The following is a 23,486-nucleotide window of genomic DNA, read 5'->3' on the forward strand; positions in this document are numbered from 1 at the left end:
ACAGAGTTACGGCGGCCATAGCGGAGGGGAAACGCCCGGTCCCATTCCGAACCCGGAAGCTAAGCCCTCCAGCGCCGATGGTACTGCACTCGACAGGGTGTGGGAGAGTAGGACACCGCCGAACACACTTCGATCAAAGGGGACCCACACGGTGGGTCCCCTTTTTTCTGTTTACAGCCCTTTCTCTGATTTGATTGGGGGCGCAACGCACGATCGAAAGGAACCGCTGTGCCGGAAGACAGCAACGACCGCCGCTCCTTCCGCGGTGACGGGACCCCACGCTCGAACGATCCGCGTGGCGGCCGAACCGGCGGACGGCCCGATGGTGCGGGACGGTCGGGCAATCCCCGCAGGTCCGAAGGCGCCGGTCGCCCGAACGATCGCCGCGGCGACGGACCTCCACACCGGCGTGGTGGTGAGGGTGGATTCTCGGGGGATCGTCGCACCGGCGGTGGCCCGGCAGATCGTCGTCCACCGCGTCCCGAAGAACCGGATCTGCCCGATGAGCTCGAAGCAAGTGAGCTCGAGCCGGCTGTACGCCGCGACTTGCTCAGCCTGGACAAGAACAATGCGACAGCGGTAGCTCGCCACCTTGTGATGGCGAGTCGACTCGTCGACGACGATCCCCAGCTTGCCCTTCAGCATGCGCGTGCGGCACGTCAACGGGCCGGTCGCATCGCTGTTGTTCGCGAGACCGCAGGAATCACCGCCTATCACGCGGGTGAATGGGCCGAAGCGCTGTCGGAGCTCCGTGCGGCTCGCCGCATGGCGGGCGGGCCTGGACATATCGCGGTCATGGCGGACTGCGAGCGCGGTCTCGGTCGTCCCGAACGCGCTATCGAACTGGGTCGAAGTGACGAGGCTCGGGAACTGACCGGCGACGAAGCGTCGGAACTCCGGATCGTCGTCGCCGGCGCACGGATGGATCTCAGCCAGTTCGATCAGGCGGTAGTGACACTGCAGACACCTGATCTCGATTCGTCACGGTCCGGCACCGCAGCGGCACGGCTCTTCTATGTCTACGCGGACGCTTTGGTAGCGGCTGGTCGTGTCGACGAAGGCATCAAGTGGTTCCTGAATTCGGCTGCGGCCGATGTCGACGGCGAAACCGACGCGGAAGAGCGCGTCGAGGAGCTGTCGGGTTTGGGCGAATGACGACTCTCCGTTCTCAGCACGATGTATTGCTGCTCGATCTTGATGGAACCGTCTATCAGGGACAAGATCCGATCGACGGGGCCCTCGACGCGCTGAAGTTGGGTCGGGAGAAGCAGTTCTTCGTCACGAACAACGCCAGCCGCTCGCCGGCGAGTGTTGCCGAGCATCTTCGCGAGCTCGGCTTCGATACTTCGGAGGACTACGTCGTGACCAGCGCGCAGGTTGCTGCGCGCATGTTGGCCGATCGGATTCCGGCTGGTTCTTCGGTCGTCGTCGTCGGCACCGATGCCCTCGTCGACGAGATCTCGCTGGTGGGGCTGACGCCGGTGCGCAGCTCCGATGGTGAGCCGAAGGCGGTTGTCCAAGGGCACAATGTTGCGTCGGACTGGGGCATCCTCGCCGAGGCGACATTCGCCATCCGTGCGGGTGCGATCTGGGTTGCCACCAACACTGATGCAACGTTGCCGACTGCGCGCGGTCTTGCGCCTGGGAACGGTTCGATGGTGGCGGCTGTACGGACGGCTGCGGGAGTCGAACCTTTGGTCGCAGGTAAGCCCGCCGCGCCGATCATGCACGACGCGATCCGGTTGAGCGGAGCCGAACGACCGCTCGTGGTCGGAGACAGGTTGGACACCGATATCGCAGGCGCAAACGCGACAGGAATTCCGTCGCTTCTGGTGCTGACCGGGGTCAGTAGCGCGCTCGACGCGGTCCGTGCGATTCCGGAGGAGCGTCCCACTCATATCGGCTTCGATCTGGACATCCTGAACCAGCCCACGGCGAATTCTGTTGTGGGATCCAGAGACGGTTGGGCGGCAACGTCCGTCGACGGTGTTCTGACAGTGAGGTTCGAGGGTTCGACCACCTGTTCGACCCTCGACGGGTTGCTTACGGTGGCAGCGGCAGCCTGGCAGGACGAGGAGTGGTCCACGGTGAACGTCGTCGGCCACGGCACCGAACAACTTGCCGACCTTCTGACTGCCTGACTCGCAGGGGATATGCGCTCGGACATGTGTCACCGTGATCCGATAGCGTGAGCGGTGATGAGCACCCCTATTCCACTCCCCGGACAACACCGGCCGTCCGAGACCCCAGCGGTCGAGCCGACCGCTGTCGAGGCCGAAGTGGACAGTCTCCTGGACCGCCTCCCGACCGATGCTGACGCGCCGATGGATCTGAACGTGCAAGCGCAAATCCTCGAACGTGCGCACGATGTTCTCGTGCAGGCACTATCGTCCGTGGACAAGAGCTGACATGGCGCGGCGCGCACGCGTCGACGCCGAACTCGTACGTCGAGGTTTGGCTCGGTCACGCGAACACGCAGTCGAGTTGATCGACGCTCGCCGGGTAAAGATCGCCGGGACCGTGGCCACGAAACCGGCGACAGCGGTCGAGGCGGGTACTCCGCTTTTGGTCGCAGAAGAAGACAACGAGATTCAGTGGGCTTCGCGAGGCGCGCACAAGCTACTTGGGGCGTTGAACGTTTTCGAACAGGGCGGCTTCGCCGTCGCGGGTAGACGATGCCTCGATGCCGGTGCCTCGACCGGAGGATTCACAGACGTATTGCTCAGCAAGGACGCACGCGAAGTAGTGGCCGTGGACGTTGGATACGGCCAGATGGTGTGGCGCCTGCAGTCCGACGTTCGAGTCAAGGTCATCGACCGCACCAATGTTCGTTCGATCGACGCGGACATCCTCGGGGGAGTCGTGGACGTAGTTGTCGCCGACCTGTCTTTCATTTCGCTCAAACTGGTACTTCCCGCGTTCGTCGCGAGTGTCGCACCGGGTGCGGACTTGGCGCTGATGGTCAAACCGCAGTTCGAGGTCGGCAAGGACAGGGTCGGTACGGGAGGCGTGGTCAGGGACCCCGAACTCCGCGTGCGGTCCGTTGTCGAGGTGGCCGAGGCTGCCGCAGGACTCGGGTTGAGGTTGCAGGATGTGACTGCCAGTCCGCTTCCTGGCCCCTCAGGCAACGTCGAGTATTTTTTGTGGCTACGATCGCAGTCCGTGGCGCAGGAAGTCTCGTCCGAGCGTGATGTCGCAGCCCTCGTGCAGCGCGCCGTCGAGGAAGGACCACAGTGACAACGAAGGGTGAGAAGTGACAGCGCCGCGTGAGGTTTTGCTCGTAGCTCATCCCGGACGACCCGATATCACCGAGACTGCCCGGCGTGTGGGAAAGGTTTTCGGTGAGGCCGGCATCCGGTTGAGGGTTCTTCTCGACGAGGTCGACTCGTCGCGTATCGAAGCTATGGACGGACCCGACGGACACGAGGGACTGGCATCGGACCTCGAACTGACCGTCGTGGAGTTCGGCCCGGAGGCGGCGGTCGGGTGCGAGTTGGTTTTGGTTCTCGGAGGAGACGGAACGTTCCTGCGCGCCGCCGAACTCGCTCAGGCCGCAGCAATCCCGGTTCTCGGAATAAATCTCGGACGCATCGGATTTCTCGCCGAAGCCGAGGCAGATCATCTAGAGGACGCGCTTGCTCGCGTCGTGAGTTGTGACTACCGAATCGAAGACCGGATGACGTTGGACGTCACGGTTCGAGTCGGCGATCGAGTGGTCGAACATGGGTGGGCCCTGAACGAGGCCAGTATCGAGAACGGTTCTCGCCTCGGGGTTCTCGAAGTTGTGCTCGAGGTGGACGATCGACCGGTATCGGCGTTCGGGTGTGACGGTGTTCTGATCTCGACGCCTACGGGTTCGACCGCGTACGCCTTTTCGGCTGGCGGCCCGGTTGTCTGGCCGGAACTCGAAGCGATACTTGTCATTCCGAGCAATGCGCATGCACTGTTCGCGCGGCCGCTCGTCACCAGTCCCGAGTCGGTCATCGCCGTGGAAACCGATGCCGGCGGACACGAGGCGCTGGTGTTCTGTGACGGCCGAAGGACGATGAAGCTACCTGCCGGGGGACGCGTGGAGGTCATCCGAGGCGCCGCACCGATCAAGTGGGTTCGGCTGGATTCGGCGCCATTCGCCGATCGAATGGTGACCAAGTTTGCGTTGCCCACTTCCGGTTGGCGGGGGAGGGCGAGGTAACCATGCTCGAAGAGATTCGAATCGACAGCCTTGGAGTCATCTCGTCGGCGAGTGCTCAGTTCCACGAGGGCCTCACCGTACTGACGGGTGAGACCGGGGCGGGTAAGACGATGGTGGTCACCAGCCTTCACCTGCTTTCGGGCGCGCGAGCAGATGCGGGCAGAGTTCGACTCGGTGCAGATCGGGCGGTGGTCGAGGGCCGATTCAGCACGGACACGGCATCGGCGCAGGTTGTCGACGAAGTCGAGAAGGTCCTCGAATCAGCGGGCGCGCAACGCGACGAGGACGATTCGATCATCGCTCTTCGAACTGTCAATGCCGACGGACGATCCCGGGCGCACCTTGGCGGTCGCAGTGTTCCTGCAGCTGTTCTGTCGGGATTCACTGATTCGTTGTTGACAGTCCACGGACAGAATGATCAGCTGCGTTTGCTGCGGGCAGACCGGCAACTCGATGCACTCGATCGGTTTGCAGGCGAGTCTGTCGCGAGCCCTTTGAAGAAGTACCGGGCAGCGCGGACGCAGTGGTTGTCCGTGCGCACAGAGCTGATCGACCGCACCGAGCGCAGTCGTGAGCTTGCTCAGGAAGCCGATCGCCTTCAGTTCGGACTTCAGGAGATCGAGGCCGTTGCCCCCGAGTCCGGGGAGGATGTGAAGGTTGCAGGTGATGTTCGCCGACTCGGCGACCTCGATTCACTCCGTGAATCGGCGGAAGTCGCTGGAGCTGCTCTGGTCGGAGCCGCCGACGATACAGGCGAGGGTCTTTCAGCGCTCTACCTTCTGGGGGAGGCGCGCACCAGGCTCGAAAGCGCCGACGATGCACTCCTTTCCGAGCTTGTCCCACGTGTCAACGACGCTCTGGCCGTCGTCACCGACATCGGTGCGGACATCACCTCGTATCTTGCAGATCTACCGTCGGATCCCAGCGCTCTCGAGACGTTGCTCAATCGTCAGGCCGAGCTCAAATCGTTGACCCGCAAGTACGCGGCGGACGTCGATGGCGTGATTTCCTGGGCGGAGGATGCGCGCGCTCGTCTGTCGAAGATCGACGTGTCGGCAGATGCACTTGCCGAGCTGTCGGCTCGCGTCGACGAGACAGCACTCGAGGTGGCCGCATGCGCAAGCAAGCTGACCGCGGCGCGTAGCAAGGCAGCATCAAAACTCGCGAAGGCGGTCAGTTCGGAATTGGCTGGTCTCGCGATGGGCAAAGCCAAGCTGCAACTCGACCTTCGTACGCTGCCCGCCGGTCCTGAAGATTCTGCGCCGATGACCGTCGATGGCACTGAGCTTCACGCAGGCCAGCGTGGGGTCGACGAGGTCGAATTCAAGCTCTCGGCACACGACGGAGCCCAGGCTCTCCCGATCAGTAAGAGTGCATCCGGTGGTGAGCTTTCGCGCGTCATGTTGGCCCTCGAAGTAGTGCTCGCAGGATCCGACAAAGGCGCAACGATGGTGTTCGACGAGGTCGATGCGGGTGTCGGTGGTCGAGCGGCGGTCGAGGTCGGCCGACGTCTCGCGCGTCTGGCACGCACGCACCAGGTCATCGTCGTAACCCACCTTCCGCAGGTCGCGGCCTTCGCCGACACGCATCTCGTCGTCGACAAGGCGGATGCGAAAAAGGGTGCGGCGAACAGTGGCGTCAAAACTCTGTCTTCGTCGGAACGCGTCGTCGAACTCGCTCGAATGTTGGCCGGTCTCGACGACACCGAAACCGGTCGTGCACATGCAGAAGAGCTGCTCGCGACGGCCCGAGCGGACCGCGACGACTGACTCCTCCCGGGTTCCCACGCACATGAACGTGCATACGCGCTGGTCCGGACGTGTCGAGCACACCATGCCTCGCGTCGCTCGATGCTCGAGACTGATGAGGCTCGTGTGAGCCGTGTGGTAGTTGTTTCGGCGCGCCTCCACCGACGGGCGTGTCGGCGGCGTCATCATGGAAGCCATGAAGATGCCGGCTCTGTTATCACGTAGTCAGGATTCGCTGCCCGGAATCAGTGGTATCGCCCGGGTCGATCGCAATACCGCCAAGCTGCTCAAGCGCGTCGGTCCGGGAGATGTCGTCGTTCTCGACGAACTCGACCTGGATCGTCTGACCGCCGATGCGCTGGTGGCGGCCGGGGTCCTCGCGGTGGTCAACGCGTCCCCGTCGATATCGGGCAGGTATCCCAACCTCGGTCCCGAGGCGATCGTCGCCAACGGCATCACTCTGATCGACTCGGCAGGCGCCGACATCTTCAAGAAGATCAAGGACGGTGCCAAGGTCCGCCTCAACGAGGGGGGCGTGTACACCGGTGATCGTCGCATCGCCAAAGGCGAGGAGCTGAGCGAAGCAGAGATCTCGGACAAGATGATCGAAGCCAAGACCGGCCTGGTGGATCATCTCGAAGCATTCTCCGGAAACACCATCGAGTTCATCCGCACCGAAAGTCCACTACTGATCGACGGCGTCGGGGTTCCCGACATCGACATCGTGCTGCAGGACCGGCACGTGGTGGTCGTGGCGGATGGTCCAGGTCACGCCGAGGACCTGAAGAACCTGAAGCCGTTCATCAAGGAGTACTCGCCCGTCATCATCGGGGTTGGAGCCGGAGCGGATACTGCAATGCGGGCGGGCTACCGTCCGGACCTCATCGTCGGGGATCCGGAGGACATCACGGCGCAGACGCTGAAATGCGGCGCTGAGGTGGTGCTTCCTGCCGATTCAGACGGCCATGCACATGGTCTGGAGCGAATTCAGGATCTCGGTATCGGTGCGATGACCTTCCCCGCCACCGGTGCGCCCGCTGATCTTGCGCTTCTGCTCGCCGACCACCACGGTGCGTCGCTGATCGTCACCGTCGGTAGCCCCGCCAGCCTCGACGAGTTCTTCGATCGTGGACGACGGAACACCAACCCGGCGGCATTCATGACCCGCCTCAAAGTCGGCGCGAAACTTGTCGACTCGAAAGCTGTAGCGACGTTGTATCGCAGCCGGGTCTCCGGGGGAGCGGTCGCATTGCTCATCCTTGCCGCCCTCGTTGCGATCATCGTTGCCTTGGTCGTGTCCAACATGGGAAGTGAAGTTCTGGACTGGGCAGTAAATCTGTGGAATTCCTTCGCTGTGTGGGTCCAGGGGTTGCTCGCGTGATTTCTATGCGCCAACATGCCATTTCGATCGCGGCAATCTTCATCGCGCTGGCAATCGGTGTGGTCCTCGGGTCCGGTCTGCTCTCGAGTGGTCTCGTGTCCGGTTTGCGAGACGACAAGACCGATCTTCAGAATGATGTGAACTCGTTGCAGGACACCAACAATCAGCTCGGCGAGCAGCTCAACTCGGCCGACGGGTTCGATGCCGCCGTCTCAGGACGCGTGGTTCGGGACGCACTCGCGGACCGAAGTGTCGTCGTGATCACCACCCCGGATGCCGACCCCGGCGACGTCGAGGGCGTTACGAGGTCGATCCAGGCGTCGGGCGCTGCAGTCACGGGCCGTGTATCGCTGACCGATTCGTTCGTCTCTGCAGCGAGCGGCGACGATCTCCGTACTCGGCTGACCAACGTCGTCCCTGCCGGTATTCAGCTGCGCACGGGTGCTGTGGACCAGGGAAGCCTGGCCGGCGACCTGTTGGGCTCAGTCCTTCTGTTGAACGCCCAGACTGCCGAGCCGCAGTCCTCTCCCGAGGAGTTGTCGCTCGCCCTGGAGACGCTGCGTAGCGGTGGATTCATCGCGTACGACAACGGCGCTGTCGCGCCTGCTCAGCTAGCCGTCGTGGTCACCGGTGCCAATACCTCGAACGAGGACGGCAACCGCGGTGCAATCGTCGCTCGCTTCGCGGGCGGACTCGATGCGAGGGGCGCTGGAACGGTTCTTGCGGGTCGTACCGGCGCTGCGGACGGCAATGGGCCGGTCGCTGTCATTCGCGCGGACGCGGCCCTGTCGGCTGCTGTGAGCACTGTCGACAACGTGGATCGTGAGGCAGGTCGGATAACGACGGCGTTGGCGTTGCAGGAGCAGTTGGACGGTGCGTCGGGTCGATACGGAACGGGCGCGAACTCCACTGCAGTGACGGTCGGGGCACCGGCACGCTAGAAGAAGGCACTGAGGTCGCTTGCCTGAAATGGCGCGTCGTTCGCGATGATGCACCGATTGGTGTTACCGTGAAGACCCGTGGGCAGCAGGCCCATTATGTACGTAATACCTCTCTTGCCAGCTCTCTGGTGGGAGCAAGCCCTGCAGATTGGTCACGGGAGCATCATTGTCACGCCTTCAGTCGCGATCTGACACCAAGCACATCTTCGTCAGCGGTGGCGTTGCGTCCTCGCTGGGCAAGGGCCTCACGGCGTCGAGCCTCGGCCAGTTACTGACAGCACGTGGCCTTCGCGTCACCATGCAGAAGCTCGATCCCTATCTCAATGTTGATCCGGGCACCATGAACCCGTTCCAGCACGGCGAGGTCTTCGTGACCGAGGACGGCGCCGAGACCGACTTGGATGTCGGCCATTACGAGCGTTTCCTCGATCGGGATCTGTCCGGGTTCGCCAACGTCACCACCGGTCAGGTGTACTCCGCGGTCATCGCGAAGGAGCGTCGCGGTGAATATCTGGGCGATACCGTCCAGGTCATCCCGCACATCACCGACGAGATCAAGAGCCGCATCCTCGCGATGAGCGGCCCTGACCTCCAGGGACATCGGCCCGACGTCGTGATCACCGAGATCGGTGGAACCGTCGGCGACATCGAGTCGCAGCCGTTCCTCGAAGCCGCCCGCCAGGTACGCCATGACGTCGGCCGCGAGAACGTCTTCTTCCTACACGTCTCGCTTGTCCCGTTCCTCGCACCGTCCGGTGAGCTCAAGACCAAGCCGACGCAGCACTCCGTTGCTCAACTCCGCAGTATCGGAATCCAGCCCGATGCCCTGATCCTCCGTTGCGACCGCGACGTTCCTCCGGGTCTGAAGAACAAGATTGCGCTGATGTGCGACGTCGATGTCGATGGCTGCATCTCGACGCCCGATGCGCCGTCGATCTACGACATTCCAAAGGTTCTCCACAAGGAAGGCCTCGACGCCTACGTCGTCCGCCAGCTCGGACTCCCGTTCCGCGACGTCGACTGGACCGTGTGGGGTGGACTGCTCGAACGTGTCCACGAGCCTCGCGAAACCGTGCGGGTCGCTCTCGTCGGCAAGTATGTGGACCTGCCTGACGCCTACCTCTCGGTCACCGAGGCGCTGCGTGCCGGTGGGTTTGCTCACCGTGCGAAGGTCGAGATCAAATGGGTGCCCTCCGACGAATGCTCGACGCCTGCGGGTGCTCAGGCTGCGCTCGGTGACGTCGACGCGGTCTTGATCCCCGGTGGTTTCGGTATCCGCGGCATCGAAGGCAAGCTCGGCGCCATCGAGTACTCGCGCACCCGGAACGTGCCATTGCTCGGACTCTGCCTCGGTCTGCAGTGCATGGTCATCGAAGCCGCGCGTTCGGTGGGTCTGACCGATGCCAATTCGGCCGAGTTCGAACCCGACACCGAGCATGCCGTGATCTCGACGATGGCCGATCAGGAAGAGGTCGTCGCGGGCGAAGCGGACCTCGGTGGAACCATGCGTCTCGGCGCCTACCCGGCAACGCTGATCAAGGGATCTGTCGTCGCCGGAGCCTACGGCGCGACGGAGGTCTCCGAGCGTCACCGTCACCGCTACGAGGTCAACAACACCTACCGGGACCAGATCTCCAAGAGCGGCCTCGTTTTCAGTGGGACCTCTCCCGATGGCCACCTCGTGGAGTTCGTCGAGTTGCCCGCATCGAAGCACCCATTCTTCGTTGGCACACAGGCACACCCGGAGCTCAAGAGCCGCCCGACGCGTCCGCACCCGCTGTTCGCAGCACTGATCAATGCGGCGCTGAAATACAAGGCAGCGGAGCGTCTTCCCGTCGATGTTCACGGCGACGACGCTCCGACGAATTCGGAATTCCCCATCTCCGGTGCCACCGCCGAAAGTGTCGGATGACAGATCGTTTCGAGTTCGAGACGGTCTCGTCCAAGACCGTCTACGAAGGCGCTATCCTCGCGTTGCGGCTCGACCAGGTGAAGATGCCCGGCGGCCGCGAAGCCGAGCGTGAGGTGGTCGAGCACCACGGCGCAGTTGCGGTGGTTGCGCTCGACGATCAGGGCCGAATCGCGATGATCGAGCAGTACCGCCATCCAATCGGTCGCCGGTTGTACGAGTTGCCCGCCGGTTTGCTCGACGAGATCGACGAGCCACCGGTCGAGGCAGCCAAGCGTGAGCTGGCCGAGGAGACCGGGCTTGCGGCCTCGACATGGTCGGTGTTGGTCGACGTCATGGCCTCGCCGGGGTTCACCGACGAGTGCGTGCGCATCTTCTTGGCCGAAGATCTCCGCGAAGTGCAGCAGCCGGACGCGAGGGACGAGGAAGCCGACATCGTTCTGACGTTCGTCTCGCTCGACGAGGCGATCACCCGGGTGCTGTCCGGCGAATTCGTCAACGCGGCCGCCGTGTCGGGGATCCTGTCCTTGGCAGCCGCTCGATCAGGTTCGACGAGTCTTCGCTCTGCCGATGCTCCGTGGCCGGATCTGCCGACTACCTTCGAGCGTCGGAAGAAATCGCACGGGTAGTTTGCCGTGCTGAGCGATCAGATTTCGACCTACCTGGATCATTTGGAGGTCGAGCGGGGCGCCGCGAAGAACACTCTGTCCTCGTACCGCCGAGATCTTCGGCGGTACGAGGCATTTCTGTCCGGCCACCGGATCGACGATCTCGGCGGAGTGGCCGAGGCCGACGTGTCCGAGTTCGTTCTCGATCTGCGCCGCGGCAGCGATGAGTTCCCGGCACTTGCCGCCAGCTCTGCGGCGCGGACGCTCATCGCTGTTCGTGGGCTGCACAAGTTCGCCGCGGCCGAGGGAATGACGCGGCTGGATGTGGCGAGTGCCGTCAAACCGCCGACGCCGAGTCGCCGGTTGCCCAAGTCGCTTCCGCTCGATCAGGTTCTCGCAATTCTCGACTCGGCGACCATCTCAGGTGACGAAGCACCGCGGGGCCTACGGGACAAGGCGATACTCGAACTTCTGTATTCGACCGGTGCGCGTATCTCCGAGGCCGTGGGTCTGGATGTGGAAGACATCGACACCGAGACCCGTTCGGTGCTGCTGCGCGGCAAGGGGGACAAACAGCGGATCGTTCCTGTCGGACGTCCAGCCATCGAGGCAATCGACGCGTATCTGATTCGAGGCAGGCCTGCACTGGCAAAGAAGGCGACGCCCGCGTTGTTTCTGAATGCGCGCAGTGGGCGATTGTCGAGGCAGAGCGCTTGGCAGGTGTTGCATTGCGCTGCTGAGCGGGCAGGGATCGCGACCGCCGTGTCGCCGCACACGCTGCGACATTCTTTCGCGACGCATCTTCTCGACGGTGGCGCCGATGTGCGTGTCGTGCAGGAGCTCCTCGGTCACGCCTCGGTCACCACGACACAGATCTACACTCTCGTCACCGTCAATACGCTGCGAGAAGTATGGGCGGAGGCGCATCCGCGTGCTCGATGACGGCGAGGACAAACACTTTGTGCGTGTCCGGCGAACCCGGCGCCCGGGCACGCGGTAGCGTTGAAGATCAATTGCAGGATTGAACGGACAGGGGAGCGTAGGACACGTGTCGACACCGCAGCCGCCAGCGGCGGAGTCAGGCTCAGGGCAAACCTGGGGCAACCCGACTCCCGTGACCTCGGCTCCGTCGAATTCAGCCGATCCCCATCCCCCGACACCCCCGACACCCCCGGCGCCGACAACGCCGGGCCCGGATAGCTCGCATCGTTCGTACGAGGCCACCCCTGATGGCTTGTCGCCTCAGCATCCGCACAGCGATGGCGCGCTGTTTCACACCCGCCAGCCCGAATCCAGCCGTGAGACGAAAAATGTAATTCCGGCGGCCGACGAACTTGGTCCCACAGGTCGCAAGACCCGCGTAGTGCCCGATCCGCAACCCTTGCCGAGCCATGGCCCGGCAAAGATAATTGCGATGTGCAACCAGAAGGGCGGCGTCGGCAAGACGACGTCGACCATCAACCTCGGTGCGTCCCTTGCGGCCTACGGACGTCGTGTACTGCTCGTAGACCTCGACCCGCAGGGCGCTCTGTCGGCCGGACTGGGCGTCGCGCACCACGAGCTGGATCTGACGGTCTACAACCTGCTGGTCGAGTCCAAGGTTTCGGCCGACGACGTGTTGATGCGTACCAGGGTCGAGAACCTCGATCTGCTTCCCAGCAACATCGACCTTTCCGCTGCGGAGATTCAGTTGGTCACCGAGGTCGGTCGCGAACAGACACTCGGTCGCGTGCTGCATCCGATACTCGACCGCTACGACTACGTGCTGATCGATTGCCAGCCCTCGCTTGGTCTCCTCACCGTCAACGCCCTCACGTGCGCCGACGAGGTTCTCATTCCGATGGAGTGTGAGTACTTCAGTTTGCGCGGACTGGCACTGCTCAACGACACCGTGGAGAAGGTACGAGACCGCCTCAATCCGCGACTCAAGTTGGCAGGCATCGTCGTCACGATGTTCGACGCGAGGACGCTGCATTCTCGCGAGGTCATGACGCGCGTTGTCGAGGTGTTCGGCGACGTCGTCTACGACACGGTGATCACACGCACGGTTCGATTCCCCGAGACATCCGTCGCCGGCGAGCCGATTACCACGTGGGCACCGAAATCTGCTGGTGCACAAGCCTATCGGGCCCTCGCCCGAGAGGTGATCTACCGGTCCGGTCCGTAACCTGTGGCCGCTCCCAAAACCGACTCGACGACAATCGAAGTTCCCGAGAACGAGGATCCGTCACGTTTTCGTGTCCGGCTGCTCAATTTCGAAGGGCCGTTCGATTTGCTGTTGACCCTCATCAGTCAGCATCGTCTCGATGTCACCGAGGTTGCGCTGCACACGGTTACCGACGATTTCATCTCATTCACCAAGAGTCTCGGCAAGGAAATGGGACTTGACCAGACCACCGAGTTTCTTGTCGTTGCAGCCACGTTGCTCGATCTGAAGGCTGCGAGGTTGTTGCCCTCCGGCGACGTCGAAGATGCCGAAGACCTTGCCTTGCTCGAAGTTCGCGATCTCCTTTTCGCGCGATTGTTGCAGTACCGAGCGTACAAACAAGTCGCTCAGCTGTTCGGGGAGCTCGAAGCTGCTGCGCTGCGGCGGTATCCGCGATCGGTATCCGTCGAGGATCGCTATCTCGATCTGATTCCCGAGGTACTTCTCGGTGTCGATCCGTCAAGGTTCGCAGATATCGCAGCAACTGCGTTTCGCCCAAAGCCGATACCCAAGGTTGGGCTCGATCACATTCACCAGCATTCGGTGTCCGTGCCCGAGCAGGCGAAGTGGGTGATGGACCTACTGAAGACCAAGGGCGAGGGTGCATGGACTCCGTTCTCAGAATTGACCGAGGGGTGCGAGCACACGGTCGAGATCGTCGCCCGATTCCTCGCTTTGTTGGAGTTGTTCCGTGAGCAGGTACTCGCGTTCGAACAGCCGGAACCCCTCGGCGAGCTCATGGTGAGTTGGACCGGCACCGCGAAGCCGGACTCCGATCTCGTCTCGGCGGTGGACTATGGATGATCAGGAATTGCAGATGACCGAGCCAGAAGCGCGAGAATCGAACACCCAGGAGAAAGAGGCCGAGGAAACGGCGCCTCGCGAGACCGATGTGGCCGCGCCGGAAGAGCCCGTCGCAGTCGAGCCTGTGGCAGTCGAGCCTGTGGCAGTCGAGCCGGAGGCCGCCGAGGACGAGTCGGAACTCGACGACGCGACGTTGGAGTCGGCGCTAGAGGCCATCTTGCTCGTCGTCGACTCGCCCGCATCCAACGAGCAGTTGGCGTCGGCGGTCGGGAGCGAGGTCAACCGCGTCAAGCCGATGCTGCTGTCGATGGCGGCGAAATTCACCGAGCGAGGCAGCGGAATCGACCTCCGCTACGCCGGCGATGGATGGCGTTTTTATACCCGCACCGCGTACGCCCCGTACGTCGAGAGGCTGCTTCTCGACGGTGCTCGGTCGAAGCTCACACGTGCTGCATTGGAGACTCTGGCCGTTATCGCATATCGTCAACCTTTGACCCGCGCGCGAGTAAGCGCCGTGCGAGGGGTCAACGTAGACGGAGTGATGCGCACATTGCTCGCTCGCGGTCTGATTTCGGAAGCTGGAGTGGACCCGGAATCGAACGGCACCATGTACACCACCACCGAGTTGTTCCTCGAACGCCTCGGCTTGGCTTCATTGACGGACCTGCCGGCACTGGCTCCGTTGTTGCCAGGTGTGGACTTGATCGACGAGATCAGTGACAGCATGGATACCGACCCGAGAGTTACCCGCTCCACCAAGAACCGCGGATCGAAACCCGATCCGGTAGCTGAGCTCGACTCGGACGACTGATAGGTAAAGAAGTGAACAAGCCCGCTCGCCGTGATGGCACACCGGACAGGAACAAACGACAGGCTCCGCACAGGAAGCCGACCACAGGTGGAAGGTCGGACGATCCGCGCGAGAACCGCCGCTCGGGCGATGCCCCCCGCGGTGCGCGATCGGAAGGCTCTCGTGGAGGCGCTCGGTCCGCCGATGCCCCCCGCGGTGCACGATCGGAAAGCCCACGTGGAGGCGCTCGGTCCGCTGGCGGACCGCGCGCAGGAGCACGACCGGCAGCACCCAGAAATGGTGCCGACCAGCGCAGATCATTCGACGACAAGCCTGTCGACAACGGCATCAACGACCGCAGCAATGATGCGGTTCCGCGCAAGAAGCCTTCGCGCCCCAAGCCTCCGAAGCCGCAGAAGAAGCAGACGCCGACCACCACCATCAGCAATGCGAAGCCTGCGAAGCATCAGTACATCGAGCCCGAAGGCAAGCGTCGTCACGTGCCTCGCGGTGAGGGCGTTCGGTTGCAGAAGGTCCTCGCTCAGGCAGGTGTGGCATCGCGTCGCGCCGCCGAGGAACTGATCGCCGACGGCCGCGTCGAGGTCGACGGACGTATCGTCACCGAGCAAGGAATTCGTATCGACCCGGACATCGCAGTCGTGCGAGTCGACGGCACGCGTGTCGTCGTCAAGGAAGAATTGGTCCACCTCGCGATGAACAAGCCACGTGGGTGGCAGTGCACCATGTCCGACGATCTTGGCCGTCCCTGTGTGGGCGACATCGTCCAGGAACGCGTTCAGTCGGGACAGCGGCTGTTCCACGTCGGCCGTCTCGATGCCGATACCGAAGGCCTGTTGCTGTTCACTAACGACGGTGATCTTGCTCACCGCCTGATGCACCCGTCGTTCGAGGTATCGAAGACCTACTTGGCTACGTTGTTCGGCGCGATTCCTCGCGATCTGGGTAAGAAGCTGAAAGAGGGCATCACGCTCGACGACGGCCCGGTGAAGGTCGACGGCTTCGCGCTTCTCGACATCTCCAATGGCCTCTCGCTCGTGCGAGTCACTTTGCACGAAGGTCGCAAGCACATCGTGCGCCGTCTGTTCGAGCAGGTCGGTTACCCGGTCGGTCGCCTCGTACGCACCGATGTCGGCAACATTGCGCTCGGCGATCAGCGTCCAGGCACGCTGCGCGTGCTTGGACGCGGCGAGATCGGCAAGCTGTACGAGTCGGTCGGTCTCTGATGAGCGGCCTCGTCACCGGCACCGACGGAATCGTCGTGGCCATGGATGGGCCGTCGGGCACCGGGAAGTCGACAGTCTCGCGCAAGCTCGCGACGGCGCTCGGCGCTCGCTACCTCGACACGGGTGCGATGTACCGCGTGGCGACGGTGTGGGTGCTGCGTGCCGGGATCGATCCGACCGATTCGGAGAAGGTTGCCGACGTCGTTGCGACCCTTCCGTTGAACATCGGCATCGATCCTGCCGCCGAAGCCGTCACGATGGGCGGTGAGGACGTGTCTGCAGAAATTCGTGGAGACGCCGTCACCAAGGCCGTTTCTGCTGTGTCGGCGGTACCGCGGGTTCGCGAACTGCTCGTGCAGATGCAACGTGATCTGGTGTCCACCTCACCTCGAATTGTGGTGGAGGGACGCGACATCGGGACGGTCGTACTGCAGGACGCGGACGTCAAGGTCTTTCTGACGGCGTCGCCCGAGGCTCGTGCTGACCGTCGTAACAAGCAGAACATCAACGAAGGACGAGGCGACGACTACGACGCCGTTCTCGCCGACGTCCAACGCCGCGATCATGCGGACTCCACTCGCGCCGTGTCTCCATTGCGGCCTGCCGAGGATTCCGTGATCGTGGACACGAGCGATCTGGGCATGGACGGCGTTATTGCCGCGTTGCTCCAAGTCGTGAGCGAGAGAACTGGAGCATTGCAGTGACCGAGGAATTTTTCAGCGGCGCAGCCGAGACTGCCGGCGACGGAACGTGGAACGACGAGGGGGAGTGGGAGCTTCTCGATTACGTCGACGGTGAGGAAGGCGAAGCGGCAGTTGCCGTTCCGACGCTTGCTGTCGTCGGTCGTCCCAACGTGGGCAAGTCGACGCTCGTCAACCGCATCATCGGCCGTCGTGAAGCGGTGGTCGAGGATGTTCCCGGCGTGACCCGCGACCGTGTGTCGTACGAGGCCAACTGGGCCGGCCGTCGATTCATGGTGCAGGACACAGGCGGTTGGGAGCCCGACGCCAAGGGACTGCAGCAATCCGTTGCGCGCCAAGCCGAGTTGGCGATGAAGACGGCCGACGCGATCCTTCTCGTCGTCGACGCACGCGTGGGTTCCACCACCACCGACGAGGCAGTTGCTCGGGTTCTTCGTCGGTCGAAGACTCCGGTGTTGTTGGTAGCCAACAAGGTCGACGACGGTCGCACCGAATCCGAGGTTGCCGCTCTGTGGTCGCTCGGCCTCGGTGAGCCACTTTCGGTGTCCGCAACGCACGGGCGCGGTACAGGTGATCTGCTCGATCGGGTGCTCGAAGCATTGCCGGAGACTCCGCGTGAGGGAATTCCCGGCGGCGGTCCTCGCCGAGTCGCATTGGTGGGCAAGCCGAACGTTGGCAAATCTTCGCTGATCAACAAGTTGTCCGGTGACGAGCGGTCCGTGGTGCACGACGTCGCTGGCACCACCGTCGACCCGGTCGACTCGCTCGTCGAGTTGGGCGGCAAGACTTGGCGATTCGTCGACACCGCAGGTCTGCGCAAGCGTGTCAGTCACGCCAGCGGGGCCGAGTTCTACGCTTCGCTGCGTACCAAGTCGGCCATCGAAGCTGCCGAGGTCGCGATTCTGTTGATCGATTCCTCGGAGGTCATCTCGGAACAGGACCTCCGCGTGCTGAGCATGGTTGCCGACGCAGGTCGCGCGCTGGTGTTGGCATTCAACAAGTGGGACCTGGTCGACGAAGACCGTCGTATGCAGCTGGAGAAAGAGATCGACCGCGATCTCGCTCGGGTTCCGTGGGCGCAGCGCGTCAACATCTCGGCGCACACCGGCAGGGCCGTTCAGAAGCTCGTACCAGCGCTCGAGACGGCGTTGGAGTCCTGGGACAAGCGAATCCCGACGGGCAAGCTCAACAACTGGCTCAAGGAAGTTGTGGCGGCAACACCGCCTCCGATGCGCGGTGGGCGTTTGCCGCGTGTCATGTTTGCGACGCAAGCCACGACGCGTCCGCCGACATTCGTTCTCTTCACGACGGGCTTCCTCGAAGCCGGTTACCGCCGGTTCATCGAGCGGCGTCTGCGTGAAGAATTCAACTTCGACGGCAGCCCGGTGCGCGTGTCCGTCCGTATCCGCGAAAAGCGTGAACGGCCGGGTAAGGGCAACGGACGCTAGTAGTTCTTCGCCCTACCTCCGACCAGGCGATTTCGCCTCGGGGGTAGGGCTGGGGTAATCTCATCGAGCGCCTTACGGGGCGCGGCGGGCTGTGGCGCAGTTTGGTAGCGCACTTGACTGGGGGTCAAGGGGTCGCAGGTTCAATTCCTGTCAGCCCGACATATAGATGCAGGTCTGAGGCGGTTTCGGAGAAATCCGGAGCCGCCTTTTTAGCGTCAAAACGGGGCTCGGTGCCGCCCGATGTCACTACTCGATCCTTACTCGGTTTTCGGGACCACCGAAGTCCGATATACAGACCGAGTTTCGACGGTGAACTTCAACCTCGGAACGATCAGATCAGTTGACTAGTGCACCTCGGTGCGGGGAAATGGCACTTGTCGACGGTGAACTCCCTCTGTCGGACTTGTGCGTTCCGGGACGCAGCGACAGAACGTACTTGGCCCTTGAAAAATGGAATGTTGCTTGATCCATCTATTTGCGGGCCACGGCGACGTAAATTGCATTTTCCGCACCCTCTCTAGCGAAACGCCAGTTCAGCACAGTTTTCGCGTTGCGGATCCGTCGGTGACCTGAGCTAGGCTGCCCGTATGGACTTCCGACCAGCCCGAATGCCTGCGGTGAGCAGTCGTGGCGACAGCAACGGGCTCGTGTCGGTGGCTGTGGCGCCCGAGATACCGCCCGCCGTGGCCGCGCGGATCGCTGGTGCGGTGCAGTCGTCCCGCTCGGAGGGCACCCGCCGGACCTACGCGGCCGCGTGGCGACGCTTCGAAGGTTGGTGTCAGCGGGAGGGGCATATCGCGTTGCCCGCGCACCCGGTCACCGTCGCGGCGTACCTCGTCGACGCCGCCGACACTCGCTCGGAATCAGGGGAGCGCGCCTACGCTGTCGCCACCTTCGGTACTTGGATCGCGGCGATCAACCACCAGCACCGCACCACCGGACACCTCTCACCCACGGCACACGAACTGGTCACTGCGACCCTGTCTGGTATCCGACGCGAGTACGCCGCAGCGGGGGACCGACCCCGCACCCCAGGGGATCCACTGTTGGTCGACGACATCAAGGTCCTTGTCGGGACGGCCCGGGAGCGGTGCCGGGGGTGGGCCGACGAGGTCCTCGAGCGCCGCGATTCCGCAATCCTGCTGCTCGGGTTCGCAGGTGCCTACCGCCGCAGTGAATTGTCGGACCTCGTCTGCGGAGACGTCACCGTTCATCGGCATGACGGGTTGCACATACGGCTACGGAAGTCGAAGACGGACCAGGAGGGTAGGGGAGCGGTCAAGGCACTGCCGTACACCGAGTCTCACGAGACCTGCCCACCCTGTGCGTATGTCCGTTGGGTACAGGTCGTGGCCGCATTCGATGTGGGCGGCCGCTCGTCGGTCATCCGGCTGCTCCGGAAACCTGAGCCGTTCGGCGCGCATGTGTGTCGCGGGGGAGTGCCACGCACCGCCGCGCGGGCACCGCTGCTCCGCGCGATTGCCCAGAACGGAAATCTGGGCAGCACCGCACTGTCCGGAGCGGCGATTCACCAGACCATCAGGCGCCGCGCCGCCCAGGCCGGCTTCGATCCCAGTGCACTCGCCAAACTCGGTGGACATTCACTACGCGCAGGTTTCGTCACCCAGAGCACCCGCAACGGGGCAGACGGATCCGCCATCGCCCGCCAAACCGGACACGCCAGCCTCGACTCCGTCGAGGTGTATCGCCGGGAACACGCACCGCTCGTGGGCAATGCGGTCACTGAGATTGGGTTGTAGCGGTTCACAAAAGCCGAAACCGCAACGAATGCAGAGTAATTCGGGGCAATTCTTAGATGAGCAAAGCGCAAACGCCTACATCACTGGTCGGCGACATCGTCGCTGTTCGGTGTCACAGGCTCGTGTGGCGTCGAATGCGCCGCATTCGGCCGACTGACCGTTGTTAGGCAAACCAGAAAAGACCATCGAAGCAGGCCAATGGGCTTGCTACTCCAAGCAGTAGGGCGGACGGACGACAAAAGCCAACGCACGCAAGGTCGACTCTAAGCACCTGGGTTGACCGTGACGCGTGCAGATACCTGCTGCTGGACCTGCGTATAGACATCTACGCCGAGCGTAGGCGCGACCCAGAGAGATAACACAACGGCGAAGTCCACGCGCGCACCCATCAGACCTCCGGCCTGCTCCTTGCAGTGGACTGTGAGGTCGAAGGTGTTTCCCGAGCCGACGCCGATCGCTCGGTTGACCTCCCAAACGGCGTGCTGGAGCGTGCCCCGCTTCGAGCGGTTGCTGCTTACATCGAGCGCCGAGCCGAGTTCTGTGAAGCCAGTTGGCTTCGAGAAGTCCAGCGCAGCGCGGCGGTACTGACGATGCCGCCAGTTTATCGGGGACAGCCAAGCCAGAGTGGCCGTCACCCGCTTCAAGCCCGTCTGCTGGAGACCGTTGGGCAGCGGGAAGGATAACGCGACCTGTTCCTCTGCACCGACGTTACCGACGAAGAGGATGCTCGCCTCGTGAGGTTCGCAACCGTCAGCAAGCGTTCGAGCAGGAGCGCCATAGCCGTGGGCGAACGGACGCAGAGCGTCGTGAACGCGGAGTTCGTCAGGCAGACGTACCGAGTGAGCGACAAACGCCTTTGTCGCGACAGCGAGTTCGGACCGGGTCAACGGTCGATCCGCGAGGTCGAGGATCGAGTCCACGACGCGCGCGGCCTCCCTCGATACCATCGCTGCGGCGGGGCTGCTACCCATCGTGAAGGCTTCTTCAGCACCGTTCGACGCGGCAACTCTGATACCGGGACCTTGCGCGCTCTGGACGGCTGGAAAGAGCTCCGTCTCTCCGGACATCACGGGGGCCCGGAACAGGGCTCGACCGCCCGGAGCCAGCAAGTCAGGCTTCACCGATCGACGGTTGCCGGCGCCGACGGCACTCATGGGGTTGACGATAAGTTCGCCGTCCGCGGGATCGAATCGATACCCCAGATTCACCGGGCCGGCCTCATCCGCGTTCAGTGCGCCGACCGTCAGCGCGTTCATCGACTCTGCCGGGGAGAGTAGGCTGCGCCGTGGCGTTGTCTCCGCTACGACGGCGTTGACTGCGTCGGCGCGCTTCGCGCCGTTAAGCGCGGTCAGGGTGTCAACCCCCGACGGGACTAATAGCGAGCGGTGATTACCTGCGGACACCACAACAACGACGCCGTACGCGCGCTCAACCAGTCGATAGTCCTCGCCCACGACGAAATTAAACCGTCAAAGGGGGACGCAGGATCACCCACGGACAGATTCAGAACCACGATGGAGGGCGCGGTCGGACCGGCGGTTCCGTCTCCGTCGAAGAGCTCTCGAAACACTCTGCGCATGAGGTCGGGGGCGTGTTCCCCGTCTGGAACTTCCTCGAATCGATCTTGGGCATCAGCGACCGGGGTGAGGATCGGACGGACGAGCACAGGCCTCGTTGCTGGGGGAGTACCAGAGGAAGAGAGGTCACCCCAGACGCATACAGAAGCCATGGCAGTCCCGTGGCGACGCAGCTTGGTCTCGGACCCGGTGTCGGCTCCCAGGTCGTCCGGATCGGTCACGATGACGCGGCCGGCCAGTCTTGGGTGGTTCGCCACGGGCACTCCGTCCAGCACGCAGAGAACGGGGTCGCCATTTGGGAGCGGGCTCGCAGCGACCGACTCCGCAGGTACACCGTCGGAGAACGAATAGGACTGCGCCGTTGCTCGCAGGTACATCACGTGGCTCGACTTCACGGCCATGACCGCATCGAGGTCGCCACTGGCCAACCGTTGGAGCAACTCAAGCGGGACGGAGCACTTCATGCCGTGATACCCGATTTCGTCGACCCGGGCAACGGAGACGACTCGACCGGCGCTCGCCTCGACGAGTGCTGCCACCTCGGTTTGGGCCTTCTGACGCAACGACTCTGACAGGCGGTACCAGAGCTCGATCTCGATTGAGTGGTCGCCGGGTAGCATCCCGGACAGCGCGGCGGCAAGTTCGTTCGTCCGCACCCGGTCCTGCGGCCCCCAAGGCCGCACGTCTTTCAGGTGATCGAATACCACCCGCAGTGGCGCGTAGCCGCGATCGACCTGCCCCGTCTGACTGTATTGCCGCCATTGCGCGAGAATGTTGGCCCGCGACCGTTCGTTGATGCAGACCGCATGGAGGCAGCCCGTAACGGGCAGGGCCTTGTTTTTGCTCTTACGTGGGAATGCCGGGTCTGGATCGTAGTCCCGTTCGACCTCCGTGAGAATCTCCAACCCAGCGAGCTCGGCCACGCGGGTCAAATCGGCCTGTTCATCGACGGCCTCGAACACGATGACCAACTGCGGATCGCTGGCCCCCAGTGACTGCATGAGAGTCGCCTGCTCCGAGAACGCATTGTCGATGTCGTCAAATCTGCTTCCGAGCCGAGAGCCTTGCTCGCCGTACGACGGCGCGTCGACCTTTGCCCCTCCGCTCGTCGTCGGCTTGTATTCAATCGGAGGCCGGACCTCGCCCCACAGCACGGGCCGTTGAACCCCGGCGTCAGCCATTGGCGCCAGGTCGCGCTCGGGCCGCCCACGCCCGCAGGACGCTCTCGGTCACTGAGGTGGGGTCGGCGTCGAAACCACCGAGGATCTGGCGGCGCTGGACGTCGCCTGCGAAGTCCTCCAGCTCCGCGTAGCTCGCGTCGCGCAGACGGTCGGCTATCGTTCGTTCGGACTTGCCGAACACCACTCCCTTGCGAGCCGACCACGCCCGGAGCCATTCGATCTTCCCTTCGCGGGTTGCGCTAGGCAGGGGCAGCCGAATCTGCATCCTCCGCCACACTGCGCGATCGAGCAGCTCGGCGTGATTGGTCGCCGCGATGACGATGACGTGGCTCGGCAGTTTATCGACCTGCAGCAGGAGCGAACTGACTACGCGTTTGATCTCGCCGGTCTCATGGGTGTCACCGCGCTCCTTGGCGACGGCGTCGAACTCGTCGAAGAAGAGCACGCATGGGCGGACACGGACCGCCGAAAACAGCGCGTCGAGCCGGCTCGCGGTCTCTCCAAGGAACGAACCGATGACACCCTCATACCGGACCGTAAGCAGCGGGACTGCAACTTCCGTTGCGATGGCTTCGGCGAGCGTTGTTTTCCCACTCCCAGGCGGTCCTTCAAGGAGGATACGATGCCGTGGTTCCAAGCCGTGGCTGCGAAGCAGGTCCCGTCGGTGGTGCTCCTCGACAAGTTCGGTTGCGGACAGTCGAACCGTGGTCGGAAGGACGAGGTCGGTGAGGCGGCGTACGGGCTCGGTCTCGTGGAGGAGGCCGACGGACTCACGCGGCCTAGTTAGTGGGGAAACAGTCGACCCCAACGTCTTACGCCTGGTCAGCGCCTCGGCCAGCTGTGAGGCCAAGACCCCGTGCTTCTTCGCATTTTCCTCGGCGATCAGGGCTTCTGCGGCACGGCGAAACGCCAAGTCGTCGCCGCCTGCCCCGGACCGAACCAGCGCGAGAAGCAGATCTGCCCGTGCCATGCTCATTCCCCTCTCGTCGCCGACGA

At 63.3% G+C, this 23,486-nt stretch carries 21 protein-coding genes, 1 tRNA gene and 1 rRNA gene; 20 read left to right on the forward strand and 3 right to left on the reverse strand.

Annotated features, from left to right (window positions below; translation table 11 throughout):
* The first annotated feature begins 7 nt into the window (after positions 1-7).
* The 20 genes from rrf to QMK17_RS23145 all read left to right on the forward strand — a co-directional run bounded on the left by rrf (position 8) and on the right by QMK17_RS23145 (position 19,732).
* Positions 8-124: ribosomal RNA gene (gene rrf, locus QMK17_RS23050) — 5S ribosomal RNA — on the forward strand.
* Between the two features lie 104 nt (positions 125-228).
* Positions 229-1,155, forward strand: coding sequence for a hypothetical protein (locus tag QMK17_RS23055; protein ID WP_283511625.1), 927 nt, complete (start codon positions 229-231; stop codon positions 1,153-1,155).
* Positions 1,152-2,141 (forward strand): HAD-IIA family hydrolase, encoded by a 990-nt coding sequence (locus QMK17_RS23060; protein WP_283511626.1) that lies wholly within the window; start codon positions 1,152-1,154, stop codon positions 2,139-2,141. The genes QMK17_RS23055 and QMK17_RS23060 overlap by 4 nt, the downstream gene beginning before the upstream one ends.
* A 57-nt stretch (positions 2,142-2,198) precedes the next feature.
* Positions 2,199-2,408, forward strand: coding sequence for a hypothetical protein (locus tag QMK17_RS23065; RefSeq protein WP_283511627.1), 210 nt, complete (start codon positions 2,199-2,201; stop codon positions 2,406-2,408).
* Between the two features lies 1 nt (position 2,409).
* Complete coding sequence (locus tag QMK17_RS23070) at positions 2,410-3,237, forward strand: TlyA family RNA methyltransferase (RefSeq protein WP_283511628.1); 828 nt, start codon at positions 2,410-2,412, stop codon at positions 3,235-3,237.
* Between the two features lie 16 nt (positions 3,238-3,253).
* Positions 3,254-4,192 carry an NAD kinase gene (locus QMK17_RS23075; RefSeq protein ID WP_283511629.1) on the forward strand — a complete coding sequence of 313 codons (939 nt, stop codon included), beginning with the start codon at positions 3,254-3,256 and terminating at the stop codon, positions 4,190-4,192.
* Positions 4,193-4,194: 2 nt separating this feature from the next.
* Complete coding sequence (gene recN, locus QMK17_RS23080; protein WP_283511630.1) at positions 4,195-5,961, forward strand: DNA repair protein RecN; 1,767 nt, start codon at positions 4,195-4,197, stop codon at positions 5,959-5,961.
* Positions 5,962-6,136: 175 nt separating this feature from the next.
* Positions 6,137-7,321: a putative cytokinetic ring protein SteA gene (gene steA / locus QMK17_RS23085; RefSeq protein WP_283511631.1), complete on the forward strand. Its 1,185-nt coding sequence runs from the start codon at positions 6,137-6,139 to the stop codon at positions 7,319-7,321.
* Positions 7,318-8,262 carry a copper transporter gene (locus QMK17_RS23090; RefSeq protein ID WP_283511632.1) on the forward strand — a complete coding sequence of 315 codons (945 nt, stop codon included), beginning with the start codon at positions 7,318-7,320 and terminating at the stop codon, positions 8,260-8,262. Before steA ends, QMK17_RS23090 begins: the two co-directional genes overlap by 4 nt.
* Positions 8,263-8,428: 166 nt before the next feature.
* On the forward strand, positions 8,429-10,174 hold the full coding sequence (locus QMK17_RS23095; RefSeq protein WP_283511633.1) for a CTP synthase: 1,746 nt from the start codon (positions 8,429-8,431) through the stop codon (positions 10,172-10,174).
* Complete coding sequence (locus QMK17_RS23100; RefSeq protein ID WP_283511634.1) at positions 10,171-10,800, forward strand: NUDIX hydrolase; 630 nt, start codon at positions 10,171-10,173, stop codon at positions 10,798-10,800. Before QMK17_RS23095 ends, QMK17_RS23100 begins: the two co-directional genes overlap by 4 nt.
* A 6-nt stretch (positions 10,801-10,806) precedes the next feature.
* Complete coding sequence (gene xerD / locus QMK17_RS23105) at positions 10,807-11,721, forward strand: site-specific tyrosine recombinase XerD (protein WP_283511635.1); 915 nt, start codon at positions 10,807-10,809, stop codon at positions 11,719-11,721.
* Positions 11,722-12,046: 325 nt separating this feature from the next.
* Entirely contained in the window at positions 12,047-12,946 is a 900-nt protein-coding gene (locus QMK17_RS23110) for a ParA family protein (RefSeq protein ID WP_442972817.1), read from the forward strand.
* 3 nt (positions 12,947-12,949) lie between these two features.
* The gene (locus tag QMK17_RS23115; protein WP_442972816.1) at positions 12,950-13,789 is read left to right on the forward strand and encodes a segregation and condensation protein A; all 840 of its coding nucleotides are present in this window, start codon (positions 12,950-12,952) and stop codon (positions 13,787-13,789) included.
* A 13-nt stretch (positions 13,790-13,802) separates the two neighbouring features.
* A complete protein-coding gene (scpB, locus tag QMK17_RS23120; RefSeq protein ID WP_283511636.1) occupies positions 13,803-14,600 on the forward strand; it encodes an SMC-Scp complex subunit ScpB in 798 nt (265 codons plus the stop codon).
* Positions 14,601-14,611: 11 nt separating this feature from the next.
* Positions 14,612-15,823: a pseudouridine synthase gene (locus QMK17_RS23125; RefSeq protein ID WP_283511637.1), complete on the forward strand. Its 1,212-nt coding sequence runs from the start codon at positions 14,612-14,614 to the stop codon at positions 15,821-15,823.
* On the forward strand, positions 15,823-16,527 hold the full coding sequence (cmk, locus tag QMK17_RS23130; protein ID WP_283511638.1) for a (d)CMP kinase: 705 nt from the start codon (positions 15,823-15,825) through the stop codon (positions 16,525-16,527). The genes QMK17_RS23125 and cmk overlap by 1 nt, the downstream gene beginning before the upstream one ends.
* Positions 16,524-17,972 carry a ribosome biogenesis GTPase Der gene (gene der, locus QMK17_RS23135; protein ID WP_283511639.1) on the forward strand — a complete coding sequence of 483 codons (1,449 nt, stop codon included), beginning with the start codon at positions 16,524-16,526 and terminating at the stop codon, positions 17,970-17,972. Before cmk ends, der begins: the two co-directional genes overlap by 4 nt.
* Positions 17,973-18,057: 85 nt before the next feature.
* A tRNA-Pro gene (locus tag QMK17_RS23140) sits at positions 18,058-18,131 on the forward strand.
* Between the two features lie 428 nt (positions 18,132-18,559).
* Positions 18,560-19,732 (forward strand): integrase, encoded by a 1,173-nt coding sequence (locus tag QMK17_RS23145; protein ID WP_283511640.1) that lies wholly within the window; start codon positions 18,560-18,562, stop codon positions 19,730-19,732.
* A 263-nt stretch (positions 19,733-19,995) separates the two neighbouring features.
* On the opposite strand, the gene QMK17_RS23150 is transcribed toward QMK17_RS23145, so the two are convergent.
* Genes QMK17_RS23150 through QMK17_RS23160 form a run of 3 tightly spaced genes read right to left on the reverse strand, consistent with a single transcriptional unit; the run spans position 19,996 to position 23,460 of the window.
* On the reverse strand, positions 19,996-21,186 hold the full coding sequence (locus QMK17_RS23150; RefSeq protein WP_283511641.1) for a S8 family serine peptidase: 1,191 nt from the start codon (positions 21,184-21,186) through the stop codon (positions 19,996-19,998).
* The gene (locus QMK17_RS23155; RefSeq protein ID WP_283511642.1) at positions 21,105-22,490 is read right to left on the reverse strand and encodes a hypothetical protein; all 1,386 of its coding nucleotides are present in this window, start codon (positions 22,488-22,490) and stop codon (positions 21,105-21,107) included. The genes QMK17_RS23150 and QMK17_RS23155 overlap by 82 nt, the downstream gene beginning before the upstream one ends.
* Positions 22,483-23,460 carry an AAA family ATPase gene (locus QMK17_RS23160; protein WP_442972818.1) on the reverse strand — a complete coding sequence of 326 codons (978 nt, stop codon included), beginning with the start codon at positions 23,458-23,460 and terminating at the stop codon, positions 22,483-22,485. Before QMK17_RS23160 ends, QMK17_RS23155 begins: the two co-directional genes overlap by 8 nt.
* Between the last annotated feature and the right edge of the window lie 26 nt (positions 23,461-23,486).

This window comes from Rhodococcus sp. G-MC3 (assembly GCF_030063335.1).
Classification (GTDB): domain Bacteria; phylum Actinomycetota; class Actinomycetes; order Mycobacteriales; family Mycobacteriaceae; genus Rhodococcoides.

Excerpts from the sequence above, each read along its gene's own strand:
- QMK17_RS23060 (WP_283511626.1), top strand. The coding sequence starts at position 1,152 with ATGACGACTCTCCGTTCTCAGCACGATGTATTGCTGCTCGATCTTGAT.
- QMK17_RS23065 (WP_283511627.1), top strand. The coding sequence starts at position 2,199 with ATGAGCACCCCTATTCCACTCCCCGGACAACACCGGCCGTCCGAGACC.
- QMK17_RS23070 (WP_283511628.1), top strand. The coding sequence starts at position 2,410 with ATGGCGCGGCGCGCACGCGTCGACGCCGAACTCGTACGTCGAGGTTTG.
- recN (WP_283511630.1), top strand. The coding sequence starts at position 4,195 with ATGCTCGAAGAGATTCGAATCGACAGCCTTGGAGTCATCTCGTCGGCG.
- steA (WP_283511631.1), top strand. The coding sequence starts at position 6,137 with ATGAAGATGCCGGCTCTGTTATCACGTAGTCAGGATTCGCTGCCCGGA.
- QMK17_RS23100 (WP_283511634.1), top strand. The coding sequence starts at position 10,171 with ATGACAGATCGTTTCGAGTTCGAGACGGTCTCGTCCAAGACCGTCTAC.
- scpB (WP_283511636.1), top strand. The coding sequence starts at position 13,803 with ATGACCGAGCCAGAAGCGCGAGAATCGAACACCCAGGAGAAAGAGGCC.
- cmk (WP_283511638.1), top strand. The coding sequence starts at position 15,823 with ATGAGCGGCCTCGTCACCGGCACCGACGGAATCGTCGTGGCCATGGAT.
- QMK17_RS23145 (WP_283511640.1), top strand. The coding sequence starts at position 18,560 with ATGGACTTCCGACCAGCCCGAATGCCTGCGGTGAGCAGTCGTGGCGAC.
- QMK17_RS23155 (WP_283511642.1), bottom strand. The coding sequence starts at position 22,490 with ATGGCTGACGCCGGGGTTCAACGGCCCGTGCTGTGGGGCGAGGTCCGG.
- QMK17_RS23160 (WP_442972818.1), bottom strand. The coding sequence starts at position 23,460 with ATGGCACGGGCAGATCTGCTTCTCGCGCTGGTTCGGTCCGGGGCAGGC.